At 37.2% G+C, this 15,402-nt stretch carries 3 protein-coding genes; all 3 read left to right on the top strand.

Going from position 1 to position 15,402, the window contains the following annotated elements; genetic code table 11:
• The first annotated feature begins 13 nt into the window (after positions 1-13).
• The 3 genes from ACQKNS_RS21200 (at position 14) to ACQKNS_RS21190 (ending at position 15,387) form a co-directional block, all read left to right on the top strand.
• Positions 14-4,732 carry an amino acid adenylation domain-containing protein gene (locus tag ACQKNS_RS21200; RefSeq protein WP_427645235.1) on the top strand — a complete coding sequence of 1,573 codons (4,719 nt, stop codon included), beginning with the start codon at positions 14-16 and terminating at the stop codon, positions 4,730-4,732.
• A gap of 75 nt (positions 4,733-4,807) precedes the next feature.
• Positions 4,808-12,487 carry an amino acid adenylation domain-containing protein gene (locus ACQKNS_RS21195; protein WP_427645234.1) on the top strand — a complete coding sequence of 2,560 codons (7,680 nt, stop codon included), beginning with the start codon at positions 4,808-4,810 and terminating at the stop codon, positions 12,485-12,487.
• The gene (locus ACQKNS_RS21190) at positions 12,484-15,387 is read left to right on the top strand and encodes a non-ribosomal peptide synthetase (protein ID WP_427645233.1); all 2,904 of its coding nucleotides are present in this window, start codon (positions 12,484-12,486) and stop codon (positions 15,385-15,387) included. The genes ACQKNS_RS21195 and ACQKNS_RS21190 overlap by 4 nt, the downstream gene beginning before the upstream one ends.
• Positions 15,388-15,402: the final 15 nt, after the last annotated feature.

Below are 15,402 nucleotides of genomic sequence, written 5' to 3'. Positions count from 1 at the left end.
GAGGTGTTTTTCTATGAACAGGATAATCAGTGAAACGGAAGATAGGCTATTAAACTTGATTTCAATTGTTATCAAACCTTTTGAAATATCACTAATGGAGAACATGAATGAGTCACTAAGCACAAATGAAAAAAAAGGTGAGTTCTTGTCTTCGATAAAACGGGAGTTTGGCATTCAATTAACATCGGAAATCATTTCAAGTCAGTGGAATATAGAAAAGCTGGCAAGTTTTCTGGACATGCTTATCAGCATGAGGGAAGTCGAGGTAAATAAGCCTTATAAACGTGGGGAAAGTGAAGGGATTCTATCTCATAATCAAGATCGAATGTATCTTTTTGACAGCCTGAATGAAAGGAGAATGCTCCATAATATGCCATTTAAATTCATTTTAAATGGCGTAGTGGACATTGATGACCTGCAACAGGCATTAGATTTCATGATTGAACGCCATGAAACTTTGCGTACCAATTTCAAGGGTGAAGAGCATCAAATCCTTCAATTCTTATCAAAAAAAAGCAGAAACATAATTGCCTATGAAGACTGTGGGGAATTAGATCCCGAAGCCAGTAATATAATGGTCACCTCCCATCTTACTGAAGAAATGGATAGATGTTTCGACCTGGAAAATGATCATTTATTTAATATGAAACTATTTCGAATTGACGAAGAAAAGCATTATTTAGTATGCAATTTTCACCATATCATTTTTGATGGAGTATCGTTTGTCACCTTTTTCGAAGAGCTAATGGAGATTTATGAAAGAATTCAAACGGGCAGGGTTGAGGATATTCCTCCTCTGGACATGCAATATTTAGATTATGCTGTCTGGCATAAAGAATGGGTCAAGGATAATACGCCAAGCCAAAGGAGGTTTTGGGAAAGTTATTTAGATCAAGAGGAAGAAGCATTGGAACTTCCATTTGACTTTCAACGTCCCAAATCCCCTTCATACTCAGGTGGAAGATTGGAAATGGCGATAACGGACGAACTTCGTATACTGATAGACAGGATTTTAAAGGAGAAGGGCACGACTTTATATGCTTTTATGATGACAGCTTATCAAGTGTTCTTAAGTCAATATACCGGGAAGAATCAAATCATTGTCGGGAGTACCGTGGCAAACCGCGGCCAGGCGGAATTTGCCCGGACAGTTGGATGCTTTGTCAATACGCTGCCATTGAAGCTGACCGTGGATGCAGCAGAATCATTTCATGAAATATTGGACCGAAATCGTAAAGTGATTTTGGAAGTATTGGAACATCAGGCCTTTCCATTCGAAAAAATAGTTGAAATCATTAATCCGGACAGGGATCTCAGCCATTCCCCATTGTTTCAAACAGCATTGGCAATGGAAGAAAGCTTTGTTGGGAACTTTAGCAATTCATTCTTCACTCTTGATCAAGATAAATTCGAAATTCCTTATTCGAATTATGACCTGACCATAAAAGTAAAAGGTTCCCAGAACCTAATCCTGGAGTTTGAGTATTCCGATGAACTTTTCAGACGGGAAACAATTGAAAGACTCATGTTGAGTTTTGAAAAATGGTTATTCCAAATTTGCAGAAATACAAATAAACCTATATGTCATTTAGAGCATTTAGATGACAATCAAATGCATCAATTGTTATTTGAGTGGCAAGGTGAGGTTTCGGATGCACATCAAAATGAGACGATCACCTCCATATTCGAAAGAATCGTTAAGAAGCATCCAAACAAATTAGCCGTTGCTGATAATGGTAAGTCGATTACCTATTCGGAATTAGATCAACGATCAAAAGTGATTGCGAAATTGCTTAGGAATAAGATCGAAAATGGCTCCAATAAGGTAGGGCTGCATGTAAACAGATCGATTGATATGGTGATAGGCATGTTGGGAATCATTAAAGCCGGATGTGCATATGTCCCGCTTGATCCTATGCTGCCAGCCGAAAGATTGGAATATATCATTAATGATTCGAAAATGGATATATGCATTACGAATCAAGCTGAGGTTCCTGCCATAAAAAAAATAGCTAAAGTGATTAATCTTGAATCCGTCCATTACGTGGATACCGAGTGGTGTAACGAATCGATTGCACCTTCCGATCTGGCTTACATAATCTATACTTCGGGAACGACAGGAAAACCTAAAGGTGTCATGTTATCCCATAGAGGAGTAGTGAATTTAATAATAAGTCAAAACAAGTACTTACAACTTGATGAGACCTCTAGGGTATTACAATTTGCCACTTTTAATTTTGACGCCTCTATCTATGAGATTTTTGGAAGCTTATTAAATGGTGCAGAACTGCGCATCGGGAATAATAAGGAGGAAATGTTTGATTTATTCGCTTTGGAAAATCAAATCAAAAGTGAAAAGTTAACTCACCTAGTATTGCCGCCTGCAGTTTTACAAGAGCTCAATATAGAGGGATCTGATGTGAAATTCGTTGGTTCAGCCGGATCTGAATGTCCAATAGCTTTGCTGGACCGCTATCGAAATGTAAACTTTTATAATGCCTACGGCCCAACGGAATATTCTGTATGGACCACGATTGAAATGTTTAAAGCGTTAGAAAACAAGGAGACGGCTAATAATAAAGTATCGATAGGCCAACCTATCTTGAATACTGACGTCTATTTACTGAGTCCGGAGCAAAGACTTGTCCCGATAGGTGCCGCAGGGGAAATATATATTGGTGGCGAAGGGTTAGCTGTTGGCTATGTGAATAATGATCATTTAACAAAAGAAAAGTTCATTGATCATCCTTTTAAAGCTGGAAAGCGTTTATATCGCAGCGGCGACCTTGCAAAATTCACGAGCGATGGTGAGCTGATTTTTCTGGGGCGTAAAGATAATCAAGTTAAAATAAGAGGTTTCCGAGTGGAAGTTGATGAGATTTCGGTCAATCTCAATGCGTATCCGCAAGTTAGTGACTCATTCATTAAGATTCAGGATCAGCCAAACTTAAATAAACAAATAATCGCCTATTTCACATCCAAACAACAAGTTGATTATGACCACTTAAAGGCATTTTTAAAAGAGAGATTACCAAGTTACATGATTCCTTCATTCTTTATGCAAGTGGACAAATTTCCGTTAAATGCTAATGGGAAAATTGATTCGGCGCTTCTTCCGGTACCCATAACTAGAAGCAATGCTTTGGAAGAACCTGAGACGGTCAATGAAAAAGTGCTTCTTCAGATTTTTAAGACTGTCTTAGGGATGGATGACATAAGTATCCGGGATAACTTTTTTGAACTTGGCGGCGATTCCATTCAGAGCATTCAAATATGTTCTCTAGCAAGGCAGGAAAATATAATCATCAGTCCAAAATCCATTTTTGAAAATCAAACGGTAGCAGAGCTGGCAGCAATCGCGAAAACCGAAAATAAGGTCATGATCCAACCTATAGCCACTAGGGGGAATGTGGAACTGACCCCTATCCAAGAATGGTTCTTTGCAGAACACACGACTTCCATCAATCATTGGAACCAATCCATTGTTTTTAGTAAAGATTACTGTGCCCAAATGGAGGACATTGAAAAAATTCTATCTCAAATCGTGGAACACCATGATGGATTGTTAACCCTATTTAAAAAACATGAAAATAAATATATCGGAAATATAGACTCAAATCATAAAACATGGGAGTTAGTCTTTAAGGATATACATCATTTAGATGAGGAAATGCGAATAAGGATGAGAGATGAATGGGAAAGCAAGGCTCAACGTTCATTGGACATAAGTAATGGACCGATCATGAAAATGCTTGTTCTAAAAGAACAAGCAAATAAGTATCGCTTCTTTTGGGTAATCCATCATTTATTGATTGATGCAGTTTCCTGGAGAATTTTGCTTGAGGATTTCAATGCTCTCCATGATCAAGCATTAAACAATCAAACAGGGAAGCTTGCTTATAAAACTTCATCATTCAAAGACTGGTCAAACTTCTTGAAAAAATATAATGAATCGTTGATGGATCCTGATACACTCCGTTATTGGGAACAAAAAACAAAAAGTGAAATAACGGATTTTAAGATAACGGAAGACTTTATAGCTAAGGAAGAAAGAACGGTGGAGAAATCATTCAGTGAAGAAGATACTGAATTTTTGATCCAGGAATTATCAAGGCAATCAAAAGCGACTGTGGAAGAAGTATTGTTGTCATTAATTGCAAAGAGTTTGAAAAAATCTTTTGAAGTGAAGAACTTGTGGGTGGAAGTAGAAGGGCATGGCAGGGAAATGGCGGACGAAACAATGGATGTTACTCGGACCGTTGGCTGGTTTACTGCGATGTATCCGATATTGCTGCATTCAGGAGAGACGTTTGATGACACTTTAAAAAACACGAAGAATGCTATAAGGGAAGTTCCAAATAAAGGTTTTGATTATGGCGTTATCAAATATTTACGCCCTGAGGTCATTAAGGAGCCGGATATCCACGTTACTTTTAATTATTTAGGAAGATTGGATTCCCAATTTGAATCATCCAATAGCAGGGATTTTGGTGAGTTTGAAAATAAACCAAAACTCCATTTCCTGGCATTGATCCAGGACGGAAAACTATTCATAAAAATCATTTCAAAATTAGCTGAAGAAAAGATGAACTTAATAATAGAAGCTATTGGTAATGTCGTCATGGAAATCAAGGGAAGTGGATTTGACCAAGCTTCTTTAATAGAAAGTGATTTTCCAGATGCGATGCTTACTGAGGAAGATTTGTTTCATATATTGAATTCCAATAAATAAGGTGATGAAGGGTTTAATAGAAGGATTGCAGTCAGCAGGTATGACACGAAGAAAATGGAATCGGGAGGCGCAAAATTGGAGAAATCTATTCAGAATATCTACTCATTAACTCCGCTTCAAGAAGGAATCCTTTATGAACTGGAAATGAACAATACAGCAGAGAACCTTTACATTTCTCAAATGCGAATCAGGATAACGGGCGCTCTTGAAGTACCTGCATTATTCCAGGCGTGGAGCCAGGTTGTAGAACGTCATGAAGCATTAAGAATGAAGGTCATCTCTAAAAATGTCGAAAACAATGTTCAGGTTGTATTCAATGCAATGGATTATCAACCAGAAATAATCGATATGACAGAGATGAGTAAACATGAGCAATTACATGAAATTCAGAGAGTGACATCCGAATCCCAGGAGATGGATGTGAATAACTCCAATTTGATGAAACTCCAGTTAGTGAAAATTGAAGAAAATCAGTATATCTTGATTTGGACTCATCACCATATAATTCTGGATGGCTGGAGTACAAGCATAGTCATCGATGAACTCTTCGATATTTACAGCCGAATTGTAGGAAAGGGCTCCAAACGCCTTATTGAAAAACCGAAGCAATATGGAGATTTTATCCGGTATATGAATAAAATCAATGCGGAAGATCTAAACAGTTTTTGGAAAGAACTGGCGAAGGATATTGAGCATCCGACAATCACATTCCCCGTTCTGAAGCATGTGGAGGAAAACCAGCAGGAAAATGATCTATTTTGGGAGCTGGATAAAAAACAGAGTGAGCTTTTAAGGGAATTTGCCGCTAAAAACCATGTAACGATTAATATATTATTGCAGTTAATTTGGTCGATCGTCTTAAAGGAAATGTCCAATCAAAATCGAATAGTCTTTGGAGTCGTAAGCTCTGGCAGGTCGAATAACTTATTCAAATCCGAAGAAATTGTTGGGCTGCTCATTAATACGATCCCGATGATAGCTGAAATGAAGGATACAGATAGCATTACTGAATTACTGAAACGGTTCCAGGAAACATTAAACAATATGCTGGATTACTCACAAATTTCTTTAGTGGATATCAAAAGGCATACGAAATTAAAGAAGGAAGATCCAATTTTCGAAACTTTATTTGTTTATGAAAATTATCCGGAAGCGAAAAATGAAGGGTTTGATATTAACTGGGAAGTTGAAGGCGGAAAAGAGACACATAGCTTTCCATTATCATTACAAGCCCAGGATAATAAAGAAACGATTAAATGCAAATTGTATTTTAATCGCTGCTTCATAGAGCGTTCACTAGTAAATGATATCCAATCAGCCTTCATGCAGATCGCCCATCAAATTACAAAAGTTCAGCAAATTGACGAAATATATGTCGATGTTGATTTTTCAAAACTAAAAAATAATGTAAGCAAGAACCAACAACCAACAAGTGACTATAAGTTCACATCCACAACCATTAATGAAGAACTTAAAGAAATATGGCAAGAGTTTTTCTTGAACAGTGAGATTAATGAGAATTCTGATTTCTTTCAATTGGGCGGGCATTCGATAACAGCCATGAAATTGGTGTCTAAAATAAATAAAAGACTTGATGCGAATATGAAATTAGCCGATTTGTTTGAAAATCCTACATTGAAATTGTTAAGTCATAAGATCTTCCCAGAAGTGAATACGCCTCCGAAAGATGAAACGGAAGCAGTTTCATATTTTGTGCAAAAGACATTTTTGGAAGTCTTATCAACAAGTCAAATCGATAAAAATGCCGATTTTTTTGAAGTGGGCGGACACTCGATTTTAGCCATGAAGTTATTGACGAAATTAAACAAAGAATACAATCAAATTCTAACGTTGAAAAATATTTTTCAACATTCAACAGTCGATTCGTTGACGGCCTTCATCATCAATGAAATGTCAGATCATGGCATAGATCAAAGTGAAGCGCAACAAAAAGATCATGTTTTATCCAGTAACCAAGAGGCTTTGTGGTTCAACGAAAAACTCAATGGTAAGACAACCAATTATAATATCCCCCAGAAATATAAAATTACTGGTGCAGTGGACACTTCAATACTGGAAAAATCGGTAAATCATGTTGTTAATAGACATGAGATTTTAAGGACCACTGTCCGTGAAAATGCCGGGAAAGGCTACCAGGAAATCAAGGAAGATTTGTACATTAAAATAAATGAAATCGACCTTTCTGCGTTAAAGCCCGAACAGCAATCGACTCGTATACTGCAAATCGAAGAAGATGTCCAATCGGAAATCTTTGAAATTGAAAAAGGCCCTCTCATGACAGTGAAACTGGTCAGATTGAGCGAAAAAGAGTCTGTTTTATTTGTGAATCTCCACCATTTCATTTTTGACGGATGGTCAGTAAGTCTATTTATAGACGAATGGTTATCTTTTTATGACAGTGAAGTGAATGAAAAGGAACTGATCCTTGAAAACGACTTTAAGCAATATAAGGATTTTGCCTTTGAGCAAAAAAACTGGTTAGAACAGAATATTAAAGAAGAATCGCTATTTTGGAAAACAAACCTATCTGGGGAATTACCTAAATTGGAGCTTCCTTTAGATGCGATACGTACAAAAGAAAACCGCTCCGATGGCAGTAGTTTCATAGTGGAACTAACAAGTGAAGAGCTCCATGGTTTAAAGCGGATGTCCCTTGAACAAAACTCGACATTATTCATGACACTGCTAACGATGTATCAGTCTTTTCTAGCTAAATATACTGGTCAAAACGATATCATCGTTGGAAGTCCTTTGGCGAATAGAATGATAGAAGGAACAGAAAAATCAATCGGTTATTTTGTCAATACACTGCCCTTTAGATTAAAGCTGGGACTTGAGGAAACATTCGAAGAGATTCTTGAAAGAAATACAAACCATATCATCGACATCTATGATCATCAGCAAATGACTTTGGAGAAAATTGTTGAAGTCATTAATCCTGAAAGAAATTTAGCGAGCACTTCATTATTTCAAACCGTCTTCATTTTACAAAATAATGCCAAAGCTTCATTTGAAAGTGAATACATAAAAATAACGCCTGAACTAATAAAATCAAAGGCGGCAAAATTCGATTTGAGTTTAGCTGCAGAGGAATATGAGGATAAGCTTTTATTCGCTTTTGAGTATAATTCAGGGATCTTCAATGAACAAACGATTCAAATACTAGCTGAAAATTTCTTAGAGTGGGTCAGGAAAATTACCTATCAGCCTGAACGATCGATTGACAAGGTATCCGTCGTGAGTAAGAGGCAGGAAAAAGTATTATTGGAAGAATGGCAGGGAGAAACCATTCGCTTTGAGGGAATCAATGACTCCATCCCAGAAGCCTTCCATAAAATTGTTGAGCGGTTTCCTGATAAGATAGCCATTGTTGATGGTCCGAGAACCATTACATATCACGAATTGAATGTTAAAAGCAATCGCCTTGCACACTATTTATTAAGCAAAGGGATTTCCAAAGAAGAAAGAATCGGAATTTATGTGAATCGATCAATTGATATGGTGACAGGGATGCTGGCAGTAATTAAAGCTGGCGCAGCGTATGTGCCTTTGGATCCTCATTACCCTGATGAGCGATTAAGCTACATGGTTGAAGATTCGTCCATTTCCTATTGCTTGAGTCACAAAGGACTTGGGAAAAATGGTTTGATTGACTCATCCAAATTAATATATTTTGAAGATATTGAAGAAGAATCGGATCTGTTAATGGAAGCGAATCTTTACATTGCGGAACAGAGAGACTTAGCATATGTGATTTATACCTCGGGAACGACAGGCAGGCCAAAAGGGGTCATGTTGGAACATAGAGGAATCATTAACTTAGTTTATAACCAAAATGAAATGATGTGTTTGGACACGTCAGCTAAAGTGCTGCAATTCGCCACGTTTAATTTTGATTCATCCGTCATAGAGATATTCAGCACACTATTATTCGGTGCCGAGCTGCATATAAGCGTAGATAAAGAAAATCAATTTGACATGAATAAACTTGTTGAACAAATTAAGCGTGAAGGAATTTCTCATATCATTTTACCGCCGGCTGTGTTGAAGGAACTGCCAATCAATGAATTGAGCACGATAAAAGTATTGGGATCAGCAGGTTCAGAGTGTCCAGTTGAGCTCGTTTCAACGTTTAAGCATATATCGTTTTTCAATGGCTACGGGCCTACGGAATATTCGGTATGTACAAGTTTTAAAATGTTTCCCCCGAATGAGGACGTTACAGATGAATTCGCTGTATCGATCGGGAAGCCTTTGACCAACACGGTTGCACTTGTGCTGGATGAAAACCGGAAACTAGTTCCGGCAGGAGCGGTTGGTGAGCTTTACGTTGGAGGAATTGGGTTAGCAAGGGGATATTTGAATAATGAGAGCCTGACAAATGAAAAATTCATATCCAATCCATTCAACCCTAACGAAAAAGTATACAGAACTGGGGATTTAGTTAAGCATAACAAAGCTGGGGAATTAGTTTATATAGGCAGGGCGGACGATCAAGTGAAAATAAGGGGGTACCGTGTTGAACTATCGGAGGTTAATGTTTCATTACGAAAAATAGCAGAAATCAAGGATAGTTATGTAACGGTAATGGAAGATGGGAATAAAAGGCTAATTGCTTATTATACGGTGAATGATGAGGTTTCGGTGGATTCAATCAGAAGAAGACTGAAAGAAACACTGCCTGATTTCATGATTCCTGCTCATTTTATGCGATTGGATAAATTCCCTTTGACGCCGAATGGAAAAGTTGATCGGAAATCCCTGCCGAAATGGACGGAACAGGTGGATGAGAGGAAAGAAAAAGTGCTGGATGTGCAAGAATTGTCAAAAACTGAAACGGAACTTCTGACAATATGGAGAAATGTTTTAAACGATCCCACTATAGGACCGGAAGATAACTTTTTTGAATGTGGCGGTGATTCAATCATCAGTATTCAAATATGCTCTGCTGCAAAAGAAAAAGATTTATTTATAACTCCTAAAGATTTATTTGAGTACCAAACGGTCCGTGAGCTAGGGGATATTGTAAATGAGCTTGAGCAAAAACAAGTGGTTCAAGAAAAAATATCAGGTGATGTACCGCTGACGCCTATTCAATCTTGGTTTTTTAATGAGAATCATGCGAATATCCATCATTGGAATCAGTCAGTCGTTTTGATGAAGGATAATGCGTTGACGACTGAACAATATAAAAAAATCATCATGAAATTAATTGATCATCACGATGTTTTAAGGACGTTATTTAAAAAACATGGTAATTCATATATTGGAAATATTTCAAATGCTGATACGGCATGCGGTTTTCATGAGTATCATGTATCAAGTTTTAAAGATGAAAAAAGCTTGAAGCAAATTAATGAGCTGGAAGAAAACGCCCAACAAAGCTTGAATATACACAATGGCCCCTTGATGAAGTTCCTTTTATTCAGGGACCAAAGGGAGGTAAGGGTTTTTTGGGTGATTCATCACCTTGTGGTTGATGGTGTTTCGTGGAGGATACTTCTTGAACATTTCGAAAGATGCTATCAACAGATAAAGAATGAACAAGAACCATCACTGCCTTTAAAAACGACTTCTTATAAACAATGGGCCGAAAAACTAAATGAATACAAGAACACTGACCTACCGGAAGAGGCCGTTCAATATTGGGAAAAGGAAATGAATGTTCCAGTTTCTCCGCTTTCGGAAGACTTAGGTGAAACGTGTGATTTTGAAAACATGTATAAAATAGAAGTGGATGAGGTCCAAACACAAAACCTCATTAAAAATACTTTAAGAAAACATAAAACGACGATTGATGAAGTTTTATTATCCGTTATCGCACATGCACTTTCCAATCGAATGGGAATCGATGAATTTTGGCTCGATTTAGAAGGACATGGCAGAGAGGATATTGAGGATGGTATTGATTTATCAAGGACGGTAGGGTGGTTCACCTCCATTTACCCGGTAAGGATTAAAGGAATGGCGTCATTGGGCTCAACTTTGAGAAATACAAAAAACATATTAAGAAATGTGCCAAACAAAGGGTTTGACTTTGGAATACTAAAGTATATTTCCAATCGGAATCATAACTATCCAGATAGCCTTGTGAGTTACAACTATCTAGGTCAGTTTAATAACACTGGTGATATGGCACAAACCACTAGCAGCAATATCGATTTGAACTATCAATTTCCATATAAACTCAATTTTGTCGCCAGCATCGTAAACAATAGACTCCTGCTGAATATCATTGGCGATAGCAACAATGAGAACTTCCGAAAGATATGTAAAGAAGTTGAAGTACACTTAAACAAAATTTTAAGTGGGAGTGCAGATTTGAATGATTCCATTGTCGTAACGGATTTTGAAGCTGAGAAAGTGGTCGATGGAAGCACGATCACCCATTTCATTAATAAGTTTACTAACATTGAAGAGATTTACCCAGTGACATCACTTCAAGAAGGAATGTTATTCCATAGTGAAGTAACCCAAAGTCCTGAATATATTTCACAGCTATCCATTGATCTAGTAGGTGATCTGGACCTGGTCAAATTAGAAGAAGCCTGGAATGAAACCTGTAGAAAATATGACGTTCTAAGATCCGTATTCAGGCGCAATCAATGGGGGGACCGTTATCAGATCATACTTAATGACATTTATTATGTGTTTAATCATGTGGATTTAACGATGTTTAGTGAAGACGAGTCAGAATCCAAGATAGAAAACCTATTGGAGCATAGCAAAAACAGACAAACGGATTTAGAGAATGGCCCGCTCATGAACATCACTTTGATCCAGCTATCGGATCATCGCTATAAATTCATATGGACACATCATCATGCTTTAATAGATGGCTGGAGCCTGCAAATTGTCATTAATCATTTTTTGGATAATTACCGAAACCCATCCAATACGGCAAAAGACAGTGATGAACATAAGATTGCTTATAAACAAGTCATGAATCATGTCAGGAATATTAATAAACAGGAAGAAGCAGCTTTTTGGAATAAAGAATTGAGGGATTTCGAACAAGTAAAAGCACTTGTGAGTAATAAAACGGATAAGGTAGCTTTTACATCGGATAAAGTTATTGAATATAGCTTACCTGAAGAGCTTACCGAAAGATTAATAGAATTATCCAAGCGGCATAGAAAGACCATTAATACAATTGTTCAAGGAGTTTGGAGCATCGTTCTATCCTATCTCAGTGAAAGCGACTCAGTATGCTATGGGGTGACAAGCTCAGGAAGGAACCTCAGCATTCCGCATATTGAATCAGCTGTAGGCTTATTGATCAATACACTGCCATTCTCTTTGAAACCCGATTGGGATGATGATTTTCAATCCTATCTAACTGATATACAAAACAAGCAATTGCAAATGAGAGAGTATGAGTTCAGTTCACTTACGGATATAAAGAGATACGCTGAAATTCCATGGGATAAGGAATTATTCCAACATATATTTGTATTCGAAAATTATCCTAGCACAGAATTGGCAGAGGATTCGCAAATCATGATCGAAAATTCAGTTGGAAGTGAATCGACCAATTTTGATCTTACGTTCTCTGCGGCTGTAGTGCAATCCAAGCTGCATTATAAAATCATTTATAAAGAAAGTAAATTCGATGAAAATGAAATTTTACGTTTTATGGATTCCATGAAGGAAATATTCCTAAAACTAACAGAAGATGAAACATTACTATCTATTGGTAAATTAATAAATCACTTGAAAGTTGGGGCCCGATGATAAGTAAATCGATGACGACGAATAAATTGATGTCAATAACTGAAGTTTTTATGAAAATCGTGGAAGATAATCAGTCGAAAGCGGCACTTTGTGAAAATGACAGGCAAATTACTTATAAAGAATTAGATATTCTTTCAGATAATCTTGCTAAAAGGATCATTGATTTGGGGATTCAAGAAGAAACAATGATCGGAATTCCAAGCAAAAGGTCCATTGAACTAATCATCGGGATGCTTGCCATAATAAAGTCAGGCTGTTGCTATGTTCCGATAGACGAAAAGAACCCATTAAAAAGATTGGAATATATGCTTGCGGATACGGATATGAAGTTCTTTTTATCGTTTAATGGCCAAGAAGGGAAGCTCCGTGAATTGGATATTGAGCCAATCCCATTTGAGATTAATGAACTAAGCAAGGAGGGGCACATTCCCGTTAACCGTTCTTCGGAGAATGGTCTCGCATATGTTATCTATACATCAGGAACGACTGGAAAGCCAAAAGGTGTAATGATAGAGCATAAGAGTGTAGTCAATTTAGTATTGAACTCTGCAATACTTGAAATAAACGAAAATAATAGGGTGGCTCAATTTTCCAACCCATGCTTTGACGCCGCAACTTTTGAGATATGGGGAGCTTTATTGAATGGCGCAACCTTATTCTTGATGTCGAATGAGTTCACTTCTTTTGATGATTGGAAAGAAGCGATATCCGTTGGAAAGGTTGATGTAGCTTTTTTTACGACAGGTCTTTTCAATGCAATGGTTGATGAGGATCCATTAATTTTTGAAGGATTAAAGAAAATTGTGGTTGGCGGAGATAAAATCTCGGTTTCCCATGTGAAAAGATTGAAGCAAACAATCGGTCATTTTTCCTTGATTAATGGATACGGACCAACTGAATGCACGACTTTTGCCATTTGCCATGAGGTCGAAGACAAAGATGCAGATGTTATTCCTATTGGAAAGCCGTTGAGCAATGTAGAAATCAAGATTCTATCTGAAGAACAAGTAGAGGTTGCGGATGGGGAGATAGGCGAGATCTACATTGGCGGACATGGAGTCATGAGAGGTTATTTAAATCAGCCGCAATTAACGGAACAAGCTTTGATCATGGATGATTTGAATCAGGCGAAGTGGTACAAAACAGGTGATCATGGCGTCCGGTTACACAATGGTGAGATCCTGTACAAAGGCCGAAAAGACAGTCAAGTGAAAATTCGCGGCTTTAGAATCGAACTGAATGAAATTCAGGAAAAGCTTGATAAATACATGAAGATTGAAAGTTCAGTAGTTGCTGTTAAAAACATCAATGGTGAGAATTATGTTATCGCTTATTACAAACATAAAGATGAAAAAGCGGAAAATGCTGAAAAGGATATTAAAGACTATCTGAGCAATGAATTGCCGAATTATATGATTCCCCATTTTTTTGTCAGAGTGGATGATTTCCCGCTTAATGCAAACGGTAAAGTGGATAAAGACAAATTATTGGAAATGGATATCATGCAAAATAAAAATTCCTTAGCCAATCAAGAGACTGGAAAGAAAAAAGAAGTATTGGAGATATGGAGAAAAGTATTAGGAAATCCAAGTCTAGGATTGGACGACAACTTCTTTGAAAATGGAGGCCATTCCATTTTAGCTACAAAACTGGTCTATGTAATGAAGGAAACCGTACTTCCTGAGGCCACTTTACAAATATTATTGGAAAATAACACAGTCAATAAATTTGTGGAAGCACTTGAAGTCGATTCAACTGGCAGCATGGAAGCAGTGATGGAGAAGGATTCCATGCTTGCTCCAGCATTGATGGAGAAGATTAGGGGAATATCCACTAAACCAGTTCAAATTGAAAAAAATATGATGATTACAGGTGGAACGGGGTTTTTAGGGGCACATCTATTAAATAAATTGTTACGTGAATTGGAAGATGTCAAAATCTATTGTTTGGTTAGATTTCCTTCAAGAAATAGATTGAAGGATACCCTGATGAAATATGGCCTTTGGCAGGATGAATTCGTAAGTAGAATCGTTGTAATAGAAGGAGATCTTAGTAAACACCAATTCGGTCTGGATGATATGACATATGAGAAATTAAGCAATGATGTTTCTCATGTGTATCATGTCGGTGCCGAAACGAATTTCTTCGAGCCGTATAGCCAATCAAAGATTTCAAATGTTGATGGTGTAGTGGAAATCATTAAGTTTGCTTCATCATACAATCGGAAAAACATTTATTATGCATCAACGCTTTCTGTCTTGACCGGAGAAAGGAAATGGGACGAGGAAGACGAATTGGTATACTCCCCTGATTTAATGATCGGGTACAGCCAGTCCAAATGGGTTGCCGAAAAATTGCTTCTTCAAGCAAGGGAACTTGGACTGACAATCGATATTTTCAGATTAGGAAGGATTTCATCTAATTCAAACGGGGTTTGGAACGAGAAGGATATGTTGTATAAGGTTTTTGAATCATTTATTGAACAAAGGATATTGCCATTTAAAGAGGAAATTCATTTTGAATTGATGCCAGTCGATTTTGTAAGTGAGTTTATTTACAAAATTTCAAGATTGAAAGAGGATCAGAAGCTCGGGATCTATCATATGTTCAATGATCAGAGAGTTTCAAGTGAATTCGTAACCGCCTTTTTCGAAAAAAATGAAATACCTTACTCCAATATGGATTTGGAAGAATGGTTACAATCTTTAAAAGAAAAGACACAATCTAACGAGATTCATTCATTAAGTGCTTTGTCCCAGTTAATAGATGAATCAACTAAATTAAAAGAGTCGGAAATCCTGCAATCCAAAACCAAGAAGGAAATGGAATGGCTATCAATGAAAATGCCGGAAATCGATTCAGGGTATGTTGAAAGCTTTATGAAGTTCATGCTGAAATAATCGATCATGGAGAAG

Origin of the sequence: Peribacillus sp. NPDC094092 (assembly GCF_050279365.1) — a bacterium.
Classification (GTDB): Bacteria; Bacillota; Bacilli; order Bacillales; family DSM-1321; genus Peribacillus.
Note: the sequence above shows the minus strand (reverse complement) of the source record. Positions and strands in the feature narration are given on the sequence as shown.